The organism is Levilactobacillus humaensis, from assembly GCF_024345185.1.
Taxonomy (GTDB): Bacteria; Bacillota; Bacilli; order Lactobacillales; family Lactobacillaceae; genus Levilactobacillus; species Levilactobacillus humaensis.
In genome coordinates this window covers 72,657-87,177 of record NZ_BROB01000004.1, presented here as the reverse complement: position 1 = coordinate 87,177, position 14,521 = coordinate 72,657, and the positions used below count along the sequence as shown (strand labels likewise).

General features: G+C 49.8%; 15 protein-coding genes. 8 read left to right on the top strand and 7 right to left on the bottom strand.

What is annotated here, in order from left to right; genetic code table 11:
* Positions 1-50: 50 nt before the first annotated feature.
* Positions 51-941: a phosphate ABC transporter substrate-binding protein PstS family protein gene (locus OCU14_RS02265; protein ID WP_261809606.1), complete on the bottom strand. Its 891-nt coding sequence runs from the start codon at positions 939-941 to the stop codon at positions 51-53.
* A gap of 350 nt (positions 942-1,291) precedes the next feature.
* Here OCU14_RS02265 and OCU14_RS02260 point away from each other — a divergent pair, with 350 nt between their 5' ends.
* Positions 1,292-1,642, top strand: a complete 351-nt coding sequence (locus OCU14_RS02260) for a hypothetical protein (RefSeq protein ID WP_057878582.1) — start codon at positions 1,292-1,294, stop codon at positions 1,640-1,642.
* Positions 1,643-1,766: 124 nt separating this feature from the next.
* Here the strand turns inward: OCU14_RS02260 and OCU14_RS02255 are convergent, their stop codons facing one another.
* Complete coding sequence (locus OCU14_RS02255) at positions 1,767-1,970, bottom strand: hypothetical protein (protein ID WP_261809605.1); 204 nt, start codon at positions 1,968-1,970, stop codon at positions 1,767-1,769.
* A 63-nt stretch (positions 1,971-2,033) separates the two neighbouring features.
* Positions 2,034-2,300, bottom strand: a complete 267-nt coding sequence (locus OCU14_RS02250; protein ID WP_261809604.1) for an HPr family phosphocarrier protein — start codon at positions 2,298-2,300, stop codon at positions 2,034-2,036.
* A gap of 154 nt (positions 2,301-2,454) precedes the next feature.
* Here OCU14_RS02250 and OCU14_RS02245 point away from each other — a divergent pair, with 154 nt between their 5' ends.
* From OCU14_RS02245 to OCU14_RS02230, 4 genes are all read left to right on the top strand, one after another.
* Entirely contained in the window at positions 2,455-4,815 is a 2,361-nt protein-coding gene (locus OCU14_RS02245; protein WP_261809603.1) for an ATP-dependent DNA helicase, read from the top strand.
* Positions 4,815-5,507, top strand: a complete 693-nt coding sequence (locus OCU14_RS02240) for a hypothetical protein (RefSeq protein WP_261809602.1) — start codon at positions 4,815-4,817, stop codon at positions 5,505-5,507. The genes OCU14_RS02245 and OCU14_RS02240 overlap by 1 nt, the downstream gene beginning before the upstream one ends.
* Positions 5,504-6,421 carry a sce7725 family protein gene (locus OCU14_RS02235; protein ID WP_261809601.1) on the top strand — a complete coding sequence of 306 codons (918 nt, stop codon included), beginning with the start codon at positions 5,504-5,506 and terminating at the stop codon, positions 6,419-6,421. The genes OCU14_RS02240 and OCU14_RS02235 overlap by 4 nt, the downstream gene beginning before the upstream one ends.
* Positions 6,422-6,513: 92 nt before the next feature.
* Entirely contained in the window at positions 6,514-6,771 is a 258-nt protein-coding gene (locus OCU14_RS02230) for a hypothetical protein (protein ID WP_261809600.1), read from the top strand.
* Between the two features lie 704 nt (positions 6,772-7,475).
* Here OCU14_RS02230 and OCU14_RS02225 read toward each other — a convergent pair.
* Positions 7,476-8,516, bottom strand: a complete 1,041-nt coding sequence (locus tag OCU14_RS02225) for a lactonase family protein (RefSeq protein ID WP_261809599.1) — start codon at positions 8,514-8,516, stop codon at positions 7,476-7,478.
* Positions 8,517-8,656: 140 nt separating this feature from the next.
* Here OCU14_RS02225 and OCU14_RS02220 point away from each other — a divergent pair, with 140 nt between their 5' ends.
* Positions 8,657-9,106, top strand: coding sequence for an N-acetyltransferase (locus OCU14_RS02220; protein ID WP_261809598.1), 450 nt, complete (start codon positions 8,657-8,659; stop codon positions 9,104-9,106).
* Between the two features lie 61 nt (positions 9,107-9,167).
* On the opposite strand, the gene OCU14_RS02215 is transcribed toward OCU14_RS02220, so the two are convergent.
* The 3 genes from OCU14_RS02215 to OCU14_RS02205 all read right to left on the bottom strand — a co-directional run bounded on the left by OCU14_RS02215 (position 9,168) and on the right by OCU14_RS02205 (position 12,256).
* On the bottom strand, positions 9,168-10,760 hold the full coding sequence (locus OCU14_RS02215) for an APC family permease (protein WP_373875062.1): 1,593 nt from the start codon (positions 10,758-10,760) through the stop codon (positions 9,168-9,170).
* 86 nt (positions 10,761-10,846) lie between these two features.
* Positions 10,847-11,554 (bottom strand): VIT1/CCC1 transporter family protein, encoded by a 708-nt coding sequence (locus tag OCU14_RS02210; RefSeq protein WP_261809597.1) that lies wholly within the window; start codon positions 11,552-11,554, stop codon positions 10,847-10,849.
* Between the two features lie 15 nt (positions 11,555-11,569).
* A complete protein-coding gene (locus OCU14_RS02205) occupies positions 11,570-12,256 on the bottom strand; it encodes a VIT1/CCC1 transporter family protein (protein ID WP_373875061.1) in 687 nt (228 codons plus the stop codon).
* 271 nt (positions 12,257-12,527) lie between these two features.
* Here OCU14_RS02205 and OCU14_RS02200 point away from each other — a divergent pair, with 271 nt between their 5' ends.
* Positions 12,528-13,031 carry a Fur family transcriptional regulator gene (locus tag OCU14_RS02200; RefSeq protein WP_261809595.1) on the top strand — a complete coding sequence of 168 codons (504 nt, stop codon included), beginning with the start codon at positions 12,528-12,530 and terminating at the stop codon, positions 13,029-13,031.
* 231 nt (positions 13,032-13,262) lie between these two features.
* Positions 13,263-14,309 carry a peptidoglycan recognition protein family protein gene (locus OCU14_RS02195; protein ID WP_261809594.1) on the top strand — a complete coding sequence of 349 codons (1,047 nt, stop codon included), beginning with the start codon at positions 13,263-13,265 and terminating at the stop codon, positions 14,307-14,309.
* Positions 14,310-14,521 lie beyond the last annotated feature (212 nt).

Below are 14,521 nucleotides of genomic sequence, written 5' to 3'. Positions count from 1 at the left end.
CGACCGCACCTTCACCCCATTTCAACATCTTCTAAATCTACGCTGGATGCTTAGTTCTGGGTAACGACACCCTTAGCGTCCTTCGTCACTTTCATGTCATGGATACTGATGTAACCCATGTCCTTAACCAAGCTGTCTTGAACGGTCTTGGAATCCATGTACTTCAGGAAGGCAGTGGTTGCCTTGTCAGGCGTGCCCTTCGTGTACATGTGTTCGTAGGACCAGATCTTCCACTTGTTCGTTTCAACGTTGTTATCGGTTGGCGTCACGTTGTCGATAGAAACGGCTTGGAGCTTGTTAGTGAAGTATGAGAAGGCCAAGTAACTTACGGCCCCTGGCGTCGTAGAAACGATCTTTTGAACGGCACCGTTAGAGTCTTGTTCTTGAGACTTCACAGCGTCAGTACCCTTTAATACAGCATTTTCAAACGTTGCTCGAGTCCCACTACCTTGGGCCCGGTTGATGATAACAATCTTTTCATCCTTACCGCCAACTTCTTTCCAGTTGGTAATCTTCCCGGTAAAGATTTGCTTCAATTGTGCCATCTTTAAGTTCTTAATCCCGGTATCCTTGTTGACAACTGGGGCCATCCCCACGACCGCAACCTTGTGGTCGGTCAACTTGTCAGCCTTGATGCCGTCTTTTTCTTCGGCAAAAATGTCAGAATCACCAATAGAAACCGCACCGGCTTGGACTTGGCTCAGCCCAGTTCCGGAACCCCCACCTTGAACGGTCAGGTTAACTTTACTGTTCTTGGCAGTGAAGTTTGACCCGGCCTTAGCGGCTAATGGTTGTAACGCCGTTGAACCAACGGCCGTAACCTTTCCTGAAAGTGCTGCGCTACTTTCCTTACTGCTAGTTGAACTAGTGGCCTTGCCACACCCAACTAAAAGCAAACTAATTGCTGCAATCCCCATTGCTAACTTTGATCCCTTATTCATCTCTGTCACTCCATGTCTTTGAGATAGTAGAACCATCCAAAGCCAAATTGCACCCCGAATGCCTCCCCTTAACTTACAACCCTGATTCTAAGCGATGAATATATAGTAATCGTCGCAATCGTGTAAATTTTCGGTAAATGTTGGGGAAATCTTCATAAATTTTCTAATAATCCGATAGTTAATACCCAAACACGATTATTATGACAATTAGTTCGACGCTATGTTAACGTTTTACCTTAAAGTGACTTCTTATCATTGGGTCACTTGTTAACCCGACTGAACATCGGCCAAGGAGAATAATTGCGTGATTAAAGTCGAATGACTAGAATGAAACTAAGGGGTGATCACAAGTGGCAAAAAAAAGTGAAAAACAAGCACGGCAAGCGATTATCATTGATATGAATGACTTTCTCATGGACTATGCCGCCATTAAATTAGGTAAACAACACGACCTGGCACAGCGCGTCTCGGCCGCGGCTAAGGATGATCTGACCAAACTCGACGATCTCTTTAAGGACAACGGAATCGGCAGACGGACCAAGTATTTGGATCTCGCCGCTGGTTTCTTGCGCGACGAAGCCGATGCTGAAGGCGACGCCGACAGCCAAAATTTCGATCAAGAAAGCCAACAATTAGGACAAGAAGCCATGGCCTACCTCGCCAGCCACGCCCAGGACTTTGATCGCTGGGAAGAAGAATAGCGTCCGAGACAAGGTTGTTGGCCAAGTTTAAGCGATGCTGACTGCCTAGTCTCACACGTTTCAGCAATAGACATTGAACAAAAAAGATTGGACCACGACAAGAACGTCGCGGTCCAATTTTTAGTTATTGCCACTGCCACAGATCCGCCTTCATTTGCGTGGCGATAATCTTGGACAGCATATCAATCAATTGGTCAGGCATATAGGTTGCCGCGTCGAATGACGTGGCTTGCCCATTAATTTCAGTAATGATCAATCCCTCATGGGCTAACTGTAACCCATACTTGGGAGCAATCTGACAGAGTCTATCGACCTGTTCTTCATTCATGGGACATCCCTCGCTTCATTTCATTAAGTCGAGCTTAACGAATCCAAACGAGTGGGTCAAGGTTTAGTAGTCACAATACTGGTCCTTGACGAGCTGCTGATGAATAGCAGTTGCCAGTTGGGCTTCGTCAGGGCCGTCCGTTACAATTCGAATAAATTTCCCACCATAATTGCCAAGCGTTGCGATCTCGACTTGTTCTCTGGGATTAATTTCGATGTCACGAACTCTAATCGTGGCCTTACTTGTGTGTCGTTGACAAATCCGTTGAAGCGCAGACGCTTCATCGATTGCGGTTATTTCTTCGTGTAGCGGAAAGCCAATTGTTTTCATCCAATATCACCTCGCTCTCTATTGTAAGCGATTTCATAGATTTTGCCAATCCCCCCGACTCGCTTTTCACACCCGTTAACCAATCACGAACACGCGTTCAAACCCGTCGCAAAATGTGGTATGCTGATTATCAGCAAAAGGAGGTGGCGATTGGATGCCAATCAAATTAGGGGTACGCGAATTAATCGAATTCACTTTACGAACCGGTGACCTAGGTACAACTAGTAACAGCCAAAACACGGCATTATTAGGGGCGCGCATCCATCGTCGCCTACAGAAACAGCGTGGCGCCGACTACAAGAAGGAATACTATCTGGATAAGACGCTCACGCTCAATGATAATGAGTACCTGCTCCACGGACGAGCTGACGGCGTGACATTGACGGATGGCCAAGCCAGTATCGAGGAAATCAAAACTTCCGAAACGGTCTTCGCCAATCTCAGTACCAATACCCTCACGCTCTACTGGGGACAGGTCAAGCTCTACGCCTATCTCTTAATGGATCACGAATCCGACCTGGATCAGGTCACCCTTACCCTGACCTACTTTCAAACCAATACGGAAACCACCACGCAGACGGACCAGACGATCACTCGGCAGGAAGCCCAGGCGTTCTTCGACAAGGTCATCGATGAGTACGTCACCTGGCTCAAGTTCAGGTCGGACCTTCGGGAGCGCCGAGACCCCACCATTCAGCAGCTCACCTTCCCCTTTGGTCACTATCGACCGGGTCAACGCGAACTCGCCGTCGCCGTGTACAAAACAATTCTTACCAACAAGCGGCTCTTCGCTGAGGCGCCAACCGGGACCGGGAAAACCATTTCGACACTTTTCCCCACAATTAAAGCTATCGGCGAAGGCGTCATTCAACGAATCTTCTATCTCACTGCTAAACAAAGTACCCGGTCCGTTGCCGAAGAAGCCCTCGATCTCATGGCCTCACAGGGACTCCTACTCAAGAGCATCACACTGACGGCCAAAGCCAAGATCACCTTTCCCGAGGAAGCCGACCTGTTACCCGAAGAGAATCCGTATATGTTAGGTTACTATGATCGCTTGAAGCCAGCACTCCTGGATCTCATCCAAAATAACGATCAGCTGACCCGACCCGTGATCGAAACCTACGCCCGCAAACACACCCTCGATCCCTTTGAATTTCAATTGGATGCGAGCCTCTTTTGTGATGTCATCATCGGCGACTACAACTACCTCTTCGACCCCCAAGTCCACTTACAACGGTTCTTCACGACCGAGGATCCCGATAACTTCTTTCTGATCGATGAAGCCCACAACTTGGTCAGCCGCTCACGCGATATGTACTCCGCCGAGTTGACCACACGGCCTCTCGACCAGCTCATCGAACAAAGTCGTGAGCTGGATCAGGCCACGCCGAAACTACGACGTCGGTTGCAAGATCTACGAGCCACCTTTAGTGATATTGCGGCCCCACTCCTGGCCGATGGGCGCGATGACAGTACCTTCCTCACGCCTCCCGAAGCAATCGACCATGACCTCGGTCGACTAGTGGAAGCCATTCACGACTGGCTTGTTGACCAACCGCACACCCCCTTTACCCAAGCCATTCTGGATTACTACTTTGCGGCTATCAGCTACCAACGGATTGGCGACTACTACGACGACACCTACCGTATGCGACTCACCATCGCAGATGGCAATATCACGCTCAAGCAGCTCTGCCTCGACCCCAGTGCTTTCCTGTCAGACAGTCTGGCTCTGGGTCACGGTGCCGTTCTCTTCTCGGCGACCCTTTCACCGATGGACTATTATCAGCGGGTTCTCGGGGGCGACGAGGACAGTTTGGCCTATCAGCTCACCTCACCATTCAAGCCCCAGCATCAGGCAATCTTTGTCACCAATTACATTCAAACAACTTACAAACAACGGGATGCCAACCTGGCCAATATCCTTCTGGCCATCAAAACCCTCGTCGACGGCAAGACCGGAAACTATCTGATTTTCCTGCCGTCCTACCACTACCTTCTCGACGTCAGCCAAGCCTTTTCGATGGCGTACCCGCACTTAAAAACGGTCGTCCAACAGGCGCAAATGGCCGAGGCCGATCGGGCCGCCTTTTTAGAAAACTTCACGCCTAATCCCGACTCGACCCTGGTGGGCTTCGCCTTACTGGGCGGCATCTTCGCGGAAGGGATTGACCTCAAGGCCGATCGGCTGATCGGGGTCGGCGTCGTCAGCGTCGGTCTCCCCGGTATCAATCCGGAAACCGACTTACTACGGGATTACTTTGACCAACAATCACATCAAGGATTCGCATTTGCCTATCAACTACCCGGTCTGAACAACGTCTTCCAAGCTGCGGGTCGCCTGATTCGAGGATCCAAGGATGTTGGCATTATTCTCCTCATGGATCAACGTTTCAGTAGTCCCCGTTACACGCACCTGTATCCCCAACACTGGCAACACTTCCAACGACTCTACCGGCCGGAACAACTCACCAGTGCCGTTCATAATTTCTGGCATCCGGAGGTGTCATGATGAAAACAAAATTAACACTTGAACTAGAAAGCACCCTCTACGCCTACTGTCGCGAAGCTGGCGCCTTTGCTGTCGAGGAGGTCACAATGCCCGACGATCAAGGCATCGTGGATACCCTGAGCTACCAGGAACTCCCGAGTGGTGACATTGAGTGGCGGTGTTATGAACTCAAGGTCACCAAATCCGACTTCCACTCCAAGGCCAAGCTCTCCTTTGTGGGCCACTATAACTATTTCGTTTTGCCATTAAAGCTCTATCAGACAGTCGCCGACGAGATCCCTGCTCATATTGGAGTGCTAATTTACCGGCCTTTCAATAAGGAAATGTTGGCAACCGCAACTGAGGCGCCCAGTACGCCAGGCTATTTGACCGTGGCACGTCCGCCCCGCCGCCAAGACCTTCAGGTACCAGAATCCGAACTGACCACCCGGTTTATTGCCTCACAGGCCCGAGAAGTCGGCAAGGCTAAACAAATGGCTACCGGTCTCAAACAATACAGCACCGATCGCCTCTATCAGGAACTGAAAAAACGCCACCAACACTATGACGTCTACGATCCGGAAGCCAACTTCTACGACCAGTTCATCGACGATACCCAATCGACCGCGGTGACGGCTTTGCAAAGCGAGATTGACGCCTTAAACTTAGAACGCCACGATCTTCAGCAACAACTCAAGGAGCAACGATCATGATCTATTTTCCTTACTTTCGGGGTCGCCAGTATGACCTACTGGCTCTAAAGAATATTGCCCAGCAACACGTTCTCCCACCAAACATCATCCCCATTATTGAACCCGTTCGCGACATCCGGGCCTTGCCCCAAACCGTCGCGGCCTTTGTTGAACACGATCAACCGCTAGTCGTCATTGCTAATCCCACCGTCAGTGACTACGCCCTCACGCAGCAAAAACTCTATGATTGGCGACCATATGCCGACAATCCCAATCTCATTGTGGGGCACATTTTGACACCAACAACTATCCCCGAGGACCTACGACCGACACCGGATCATCACACGTTACTGGTTGCGCGCCAATATGACGAACTCCTTGCGGCTAGCCATGCGGGTTGGTTGGACGCCCCAACCCACTTACTCGTGCCACCAGAAGCCAGAATTCGCCAGCTACTGACGCGACCTAGCGGGAGTCTATTTGACCATGCCTGGCTCCCTGAACACGATCGCAGTTACGCCGATATCACTAACGGTTTCTTCAGCGAGGACTGGCAGCAGGCCAGCCTCGACGGTTATACCAGTATCAGTGACTATACGATCGGTGGCGCCCACTACAGTGAACACGGCTATCCCGCTCGCGCCGTGACCCTCCACCTAACCTACTTTGCCGGTGACCAACTCCGAATCCATCGGTTTGTCTCCGACGATCGCGAGGATTTCCGCCATCCCAAAGAGAAATTCTTCCAGGCCGTCGCCAAACTTGCGGCCTGGTTACCCGCACAGCCAGCTGCCGTGCAAACCCCTGCGGCGCTAGCATTGGCCGACTATCACGTCACCCAACACTTCCCAGGGCTCGGGGTGGTTAAGCGTCTCAGTCTGGAGCACCACCTCCAAACGATGGCCGCCTACTTCAAGACCCACTACCCCAACTAAAAGCAAACGAAATTTTTAAGTTCTTCCCCGTAAACGTTTCACCCCCCAAGCGACGTGCTATACTGAATTTATCGGGGAAAGGGGAACGTTATATGAAAATTAATTGGGGAAATTGGTCGCATCTATTGGGCTACAATAAGGCCACCCATCGTTATTCCAAATGGGGGCAATTACTTGTCTTACTATTCTGGCCAGTTGCAATTTTAGAAGCCATCGTGTGGGTTTTCGGGGATACCACCTGGTGGACGCTTTTAATTAACGGGCTGGCTATCATCTATACTTTACTCATGGTGCCAACCTTAATTGTTAATATCATTCGCAATGCCTACCGTGAAGATAAGCAAGACTAAGGGGATAATCGGTATGGATTTGGGAAAGATTCTAAAATCAGCGCGTTGCAATCGCGTCATTCGCAACGGCGTGGTCATTGGCATTAGCCTGTTTCTATTAACGGTTCATGTAGCTTGGTTCCTTAAGGTACTGGCAATTGCTATTATGCTCGGGATCATCTTGTATCCCTTCTTGACCAAGCCCGCTACCCATTCCGCCAATCAAATCCAGTCAACTTTGATTAGCGGAATGATCATTCTAATATTAATCCCAACCTTCTGGAGTGCCCCCAGCTTAGATTCCTGGGGCTTTCTCATCGTTGAGAGTGTCTTCTTTGCGTTGTACAAGACTTGGCATCTCATGCGAAGTCTTGTACAGAGACATTAAACAGCAATAGCGTTTAAGAAAGTCTAATGGCCTTCTCAAACGCTATTTTTAATACTCATATTTGAAAAAGGCGTCGTGCTGTTATCTTGAAGATAATTGCACGACGCCTTCATTTTTAATTTTAACCAATATCAGCCGCAGGGCTGGTGAAAATGAGCCCAGCCGTGGGAGTTTCCTTAGTGACGAACTTTGTCACTTAGGAAACTGCTAGGTTTGAGACTCGCAGAGGCTCGAACCTAAGCACGGAGACCGCACTTAGGCTCCGCGCGTGCGCCCACAGCGTTCCGGCCTCATTTTCACCAGCCCGGAGGCGCTGATAACACATCTACCTAAAAACCTAGGCAGGTAAGACGCAAACCCCTTCAGGAACCATAAAGTCCTTCTGAACTAAGGTTAACTCACCACTCTGTGCATCCCGGCTGAACAATGACGCATTGTCAGAGTTTTGGTTAACGACGATGACAAACTTCTCGTCATGGGTCCAGTTGAAGTCTCGTGGGAAGTCACCTTCCGTTGAGATATTCTGAATCCGCGTTAACTGACCTTCATCGTCAGTGCTAAAGACGGCCAGAGTGTTTTGACCACGGTTAGACACGTAGAGGAAACGACCGTCACTACTCAAACGAATGGCAGCGGAACCGTTATGTTCCGTCCAATCGTCAGGAATCGCGGAAACAATTCCCTTAACCGTAAATTTACCAGCAGTGGCATCATAAGCCAGCGTAGCGACGTTGCTACTCAGCTCACCAACCAGGTAAGCGACATTCTTTGAGGCGTCAAACACGATGTGCCGTGGGCCAAAGCCAGCAGGCATTTCTAACGTGCTAACAGCCGACAACTTGCCATCGTCGGACACGTCATACAGATAAACCCGGTCAGTCCCCAAATCGCAAGCCACTAAGCGGTTGTCCGGTGTCAGGTTGGCAAAATGTGGGTGTGCCCCGTCAGCTTGTTCTGGCGCTGGACCAACTGGATCGTCGTCCACAACCTGGTCCGTCTTCAATAACGTCCCATCATCGGCAATTGCGTAAACCGTAACCGTTCCACGATGGTAATTTGCGGTGTAGACCAGTTGACGATCTTCATCGACGGCAACGTATGCCGGTGAGGCCCCATGGGTGAGCACTTGTTGAATGGCCCGGGGCTTTTCTTCGGAGACATCATAGATGATTAATCCACCCTGTGTCTGGCCATCAGTTTCTTTCTTGTTGATGACGTACAAGCGTTTAGCATCGGCTTTAGCGATGTAAGTTGGGCTACCTGCTGAGGCTAACCACTCACAATCAGTGAGTTCTGGCTTCTTGGTATCCACACTTACCCGGTAAATTCCGCGGCTAATCCGCTTGGTGTAAGTTCCAATATAAAAATCTTCCGTCATTGTGCTACCCCTTTCAACTTACCAATATCTACTTTCAAGTATAGCACAGCTGACTGGTATACACCGAAGAAGTCTCTGGTCAATCGCGCAATTTACCGGTACAATAGAAGTAATTTGGTTCAGAAAGGACTCACTTGAAGATGTCTAGCTTCGAAGGTTACCACCCGCTCCTCACGCCCAGTTTTCGTTTCGACTGGCTCACCCAATTTAAATTAAAGAACGTTGCTGCCCTGACCAGTCAGGACCTGGCAACCACCGCGGACTGGGTCAACGCAACCATGCACAATACGATGAACCGCACGGCACTGACGTGGGGCATCGAACGGCGGCAAACCCACAAACTAATGGGCTGGGGCGGCTTCACCGATCTTGAAATTCCGGCTCACCGCTGTGCGCTTCAGGTCGTGGGTCCCAAATTCACGCCGACCGATCAGGAAGAAATTCTGCGTCGGTTGATCGCCTTTGGTCACGATGAACTACAACTAACCAAGCTCACCCTCGTTGATGACCATCGTCTCGCCAAAACGGCATTGACCGCTGTGGGTTTCCAGTATGAAGACCAACAGTGGATCTGGCGCGCGCAACACTAAAACCTAACAAAATGAATCGGACATCAACTCTTAATCAAGTTGATGCCCGTTTTTAATCGTTTTATTCAGTTTCTTCAACACGTTGATTTAGCTCCTGCGCAATCTCAAAGGATTCACTCTGGTAACCGTCATGCACCCCGAGATAATAACAAGCCAGGCTCCCCAACGTCACTGCCAAAAAGTCCAGTGGGTATGGGAACCAACCGTGGCCACCAAACTCGTGACTGCCCACGGCCGACATGATGGTGAGCCAAATCATTTCGGCCAACAACCATCGACTCCCCTTCAGGCTAGCCCGCAAGGCTGTCCAGCCAGCAGGTTGTCGAAATTCGTAATAGACGTAACAGATAAGGCCCAGAGCAATGACCCCGAAGACCTCAATCGTCGTCGGCCATTTCGCCCAGTAGATGGCAAGACTAGCCAGTACATAGGCTAAGGGGGCCCACAATTTCAGGCCCCACAGTCGAAACGGCCGACTGAATTCCGGCGCATTTCGCCGAAGCGTCGCGACCGTCACGGGGCCTGTCAGATAGGCAATCAGGGTCGACGTCGAAATCACATTCGACAAGGCACTCCAATTCCGAAAACCAGCCACGAGAACAACCCCGAGAACCATATTGACGACCATAGCTCGCCGTGGCGTCTGATACTTCCGATTCAACTCACCCAGCTTGGTGGGCATGTGCTTGGTTCCGGTCATGGCCGCTAAGGCCCGACTGGTGGTCGCCACGAAGGAAACCCCGGTCCCAAACGGCGACACGAAGGCGTCCAAATAGAGTAACGTCGACAGCCAACCTAAGTTCATCAAAATCGCCAGATTAGCGAAAGGTGACTCAAAGTTAACCCCTTGCCAACCGTGAACCAAATAGTGTCCCGGAACCGCACCAATGAAGGCAACCTGCAACATCGTATAGATAACTGCACTGATACTAAAAGCAATCACGATTCCCCAAAGGATATTGCGTTCTGGATGTTCGATCTCATTTCCCATGTTGATCGTCGTCTGAAAGGCATTGTACGAGAAGATAATTCCCGCAGCCGTTGTGGCCGAGAAGATCGCGGCACTCCCGTTGGGCATGAAGCCCGCGGTATGACCAAAGTTCCCCGACTGAAAACCAGTTGCCATTAGCACGATAATCGTTAACGTTGGAATCCCCAATTTAAAAATAGAGATAAAACTGGTAAACCGCGTCAGCAATTTAACCGACCAGAAGTTCAACAGCGTAAAGGCCAGAATGAACAGGAACACAATGACCAAGCCCTGATTCGTGATATCCCCATCTTTCAGGAAGCCTCGCGTCCAGTTGGCCCAGGACCACGGCCAGGAACTCATGTACTGCACGGCGGCCACGGCTTCAATTGGAATAATCGTCAGCAACGACAACCAATTGGCCCAGCCGGCAACGAACCCCAACAAGGGGCCGTGAGAGAAGGCCGCATACTGGCTCATTCCCCCACTCGTGGGAAACATAGTCCCCAATTCAATATAATTCAATGCAATCAGGCCAATGATGACGGCCCCCAGAATCCAAGATAGGATGGCAGCCGGACCGGCGATCTGGGCGGCCATACCCGCACCAAACAACCAACCCGAGCCAATGATGGCACTCAGCGTTAACATGACTAAAGAAAATAAACTCATCTTGCGCTTCAACCAAAATTCCTCACTTTCAAAAAAAGATATTGGCCTATTGTACACTTGGTATCTGGCAATGTGCTAAGAAAGCAGCAATAGTTTACTTAGAATAGTTGTCCTACATAATAGTGAATAAACATGGTAATAATCCCCACAATAACGTTTCTGATAATGGCGGTCTTCACTAAACCATGTCCTAATTTAGCACTCAGAAACCCGGTCAAGGCCACGGATAAAATAACCGCAATAATCGTGGCTGGCCATTGCCACGTCACTGAGAACAGCGTCATCGCGATCAGCGGGAACGTACCCCCCAATCCGGCTGCAAAAAGTGACGAAAAGGCCGCATCCCAGGGGTTCATGTAGTGACCCAACTGAATATCATCCTTCACGTTGACGACCGTAGCCAGGGCATCCTTTTGCATCAAGTCCTGGGCGATAGCCAGCGACGTTTCGGGTGTTACCCCACGTTCCTCGTAAAACTTTTGAACCGCGGCAACTTGATCGTCGAAGTTGGTTTCAAGCAACTTGGCTTCCTGGGCCACCGCTGATTTTTCCGTATCCTTTTGCGTGCTGACAGAGGCATACTCCCCGGACGCCATCGAAAAGGCACAGGCCAGCAGGTCTGATAGGCCGGCAATAAAAATCGTAAATTGGTTACTCGTCGCAGCCGCCACACTGAAGAGCACCCCAACGACGGTCAAAATCCCATCATTGGACCCCAGGACACCGGCTCGCAAGGTATTTAATTTTTCATCCATCGTTTGATGTTGCTTTTGCTTCTTAACATGTACTTGTTCATTCGTTGCCATGATTGATTGCCTCCCCTATGCCAACAAGTGTCCGATGCCGTAAGTGACCAGCATCGTCAAGATTCCCGCAATCACGTTCCGCCGGGTTCCGTGCCAGCGATCGGCATTCCCCAGAATCGCAGCGACATACCCCGTAATAGAAAGAGCGATGATCACTGCCACGAACGTCCCAGCAATCCGCCAGTTCTTTGGTAACAACGTAATTGACACAAGCGGTAAGATCGATCCGGTTGGAAATGAAATCATCGATGCAATGGCCGCAGAGAAGGGATTGGTATACTCGCCAACGTTGAAGCCAAACCGCTCACGCACAGTCGTTTTCACGGGATCCTCGGCCATCATTTCCTTGGTCGCTTGATCAGCTAGCTCCGGCTTGATTCCAGTCGCCACGTACTTGTCGCGAACAAAGTTATATTCGTTATCATAGTCATTGTCTAACGCGACGGTTTGGGTTTCAATCGCCTTACGTTGGGCATCCTTCTGTGTATTGACGGAGACGTACTCACCCATCGCCATCGACACGGTACCCGCGATCATCCCCGCAATCCCAGAAATAAAGATTGCAAAGCTACTCGTTGCGGCCCCCGCAACCCCCACGACGATTCCCGCCACGGAGAGGATCCCATCATTGGCACCCATCACACTTGCCCGTAATACGTTGATCCGTTGGGCCAACGTTGCTGGTTTTTTCTCTTTTGTCATCATTCTCTGCCCCCAGATATGTCTTAATTTCAGTTTAACACTCTTAGAATTAAAAGTTAGGTGAGATTAACATTTCATTTCACTTTAGAATCATTATTAACTAAATACAAATTCATTGTACGCTCATTTCGTCAAAAGTAAATCACTTGTTTCAAGCGCCGACTCGTGAGCTACCACGTCTTCTTCTAATAAGCTTTTAGCTGGCTATTCACGCAAAGTGTGGTTTAATAGAGGCAAACTAGAGTGATTATAAATTAAAGGAGGGATCAGTATGGCTAATCAGACCCAGTTACTCAACCAGGCCTTACAAACCTTGAAGGAACACCACGTGCGCGTGACACCCCAACGGCAAGTCATCTTGACGTATCTGGTAACGCATCACAATCACCCCGCAGTGGAAACCATCTTTTCTGCCCTCACAGGCCAATTGCCTAACCTCAGTATGGCGACGGTGTACAATACGTTGAATCTGTTCGTTGAACTCGGCATCGTGATCGAGCTCCCCAATGATAACGGCGGCCTGCGCTACGACTTCTTCGGCCGCCCTCACTACCATGTTATCTGTGAAAATTGCGGCAAAATTACCGATGTTTTTGCGCCAGAATTCCCAGAAATCGAACGTGCTCTCAACCAGGCAGCCAGCGATCAAACGGGTTACCTGGTGACTAGCAACCACGTGGAAGTCTACGGTATCTGTCCGGAATGCCAGCAAAAGTTACATCTGAATACCGGTAACTCAAAATTGGCTGCAGACCAGGCGAAACCGCTGTCATAACAATGTTACAGCCACATTACAGGTGTCGTTAAGTTTTAATCTATTTGAAAACACCTCGATCAAACCCCGATAGAGTCATTATTACCATCGTAATATTACGGTGAACGCCCCGTCAGCCGGTTGTCGGGGCCAAAAATAATGTATATAGTTGATAGCGAAGAATATCGACTGAGCAACCGGTCATCCGGTTGTGTAATGACTAAAAAGATTTGAGGGATGATCAGGGTGAAGATGCACAAAGTAGTTTTAACGGCTCTGGCTGTTTTAGGGGCGACGGGAGTTCTTGCCACGTCAACCACGGCCAACGCCAGTTCCAAGGTAAACGATTATATTAGCAGTAACAACATTGGTCACGCTAAGGTGACGAAGTCCATTTGGAAAGGTTTCCCTAAGTACAAGTACCGTCATGGTAAGGGTAAGCCCGAAGGTGTTGTCGTTCACGAAACGGCCAACCCTTCTTCCACACTGACTAACGAAGTCGCTTACATGAAACGTAACTACCAAAACGCGTTCGTTCACAGTTTCGTGGATGCTTCTAAGATTGTGAACATCGCGAACACAGACTACCTCGCTTGGGGTGTCGGTTACCCTGGTAACGCGCGTTTCGTCCAATTCGAACAAGTTGAAGTTCACAGCAAAAAGGCCTTTGCCAAGGAAGTTAATAACGCTGCCTGGTACACCGCCTACCTCTTAAACGAATACAACTTGAAGCCTAATGATGCTGCTTACGATGGCAAAGGAACGGTTTGGTCTCACTCTTCCGTAGCCAAGAAGCTTGGTGGATCCTCACATACCGACCCAGTCGGTTACTATGCTTCTAACGGCCGGAAGTACTTCGGTCAGAAGTACACCATGGCTGCCTTCTATCAGTTGGTTAAGCAGTACTACAACGACATGAACATGAGTCATGTGAAGTTGGTCAGTGCCACTTACACCAATGTCAACAAGCAGGGTAAGTTGAGTAGCAAGTACAAGAACTTCCGGATGTACAACAAGTTAAAGGGCGCTGCCAAAAACGTTAAGAAGGTTAGCTGGTCAAAGATCTCACCTAAGGTGGGCAAGACCTACTACATCGACCAAGTTGGTAAGAAGTACAAGTCAACCACTTGGTATCGCATCCGGCCTTCTAAGAACAGCAAGACGCGTTACTGGGTCTACAGTGGCAACTTAACTGGGGTCAAGGACGTCGAAACGGCGACTGCCACGGCTACTTCTGCCACGGCTACTTCTGCCAGTGCAGCTAGCTCTTCTGCTAGCTCCTCAAGTTCTAGCAACTAGACATTAAACCAAAGTTTGAATAAGGATGTTACCTCTCTAGCCGGGGGTAACGTCCTTTTTGTATGCCCTTAGAACCTAGAAGGTCGCCTGCGGCCACCAGACGCCACCCTGTGAGGCAGACCTGAAGCCTGAGGGGCGGTCTTCAGGGCAACCTTGAACCTCGAAAACCACGAGTTTCAAAGTTGGCCTGTGCTCTAAGTCGAGACAGAACC

What these genes read in the sequence shown, in the direction of transcription:
- OCU14_RS02265 (WP_261809606.1), bottom strand. Translation starts at nt 941, where the DNA reads ATGAATAAGGGATCAAAGTTAGCAATGGGGATTGCAGCAATTAGTTTG.
- OCU14_RS02255 (WP_261809605.1), bottom strand. Translation starts at nt 1,970, where the DNA reads ATGAATGAAGAACAGGTCGATAGACTCTGTCAGATTGCTCCCAAGTAT.
- OCU14_RS02250 (WP_261809604.1), bottom strand. Translation starts at nt 2,300, where the DNA reads ATGAAAACAATTGGCTTTCCGCTACACGAAGAAATAACCGCAATCGAT.
- OCU14_RS02245 (WP_261809603.1), top strand. Translation starts at nt 2,455, where the DNA reads ATGCCAATCAAATTAGGGGTACGCGAATTAATCGAATTCACTTTACGA.
- OCU14_RS02240 (WP_261809602.1), top strand. Translation starts at nt 4,815, where the DNA reads ATGAAAACAAAATTAACACTTGAACTAGAAAGCACCCTCTACGCCTAC.
- OCU14_RS02235 (WP_261809601.1), top strand. Translation starts at nt 5,504, where the DNA reads ATGATCTATTTTCCTTACTTTCGGGGTCGCCAGTATGACCTACTGGCT.
- OCU14_RS02230 (WP_261809600.1), top strand. Translation starts at nt 6,514, where the DNA reads ATGAAAATTAATTGGGGAAATTGGTCGCATCTATTGGGCTACAATAAG.
- OCU14_RS02225 (WP_261809599.1), bottom strand. Translation starts at nt 8,516, where the DNA reads ATGACGGAAGATTTTTATATTGGAACTTACACCAAGCGGATTAGCCGC.
- OCU14_RS02220 (WP_261809598.1), top strand. Translation starts at nt 8,657, where the DNA reads ATGTCTAGCTTCGAAGGTTACCACCCGCTCCTCACGCCCAGTTTTCGT.
- OCU14_RS02210 (WP_261809597.1), bottom strand. Translation starts at nt 11,554, where the DNA reads ATGGCAACGAATGAACAAGTACATGTTAAGAAGCAAAAGCAACATCAA.
- OCU14_RS02205 (WP_373875061.1), bottom strand. Translation starts at nt 12,256, where the DNA reads ATGACAAAAGAGAAAAAACCAGCAACGTTGGCCCAACGGATCAACGTA.
- OCU14_RS02200 (WP_261809595.1), top strand. Translation starts at nt 12,528, where the DNA reads ATGGCTAATCAGACCCAGTTACTCAACCAGGCCTTACAAACCTTGAAG.
- OCU14_RS02195 (WP_261809594.1), top strand. Translation starts at nt 13,263, where the DNA reads ATGCACAAAGTAGTTTTAACGGCTCTGGCTGTTTTAGGGGCGACGGGA.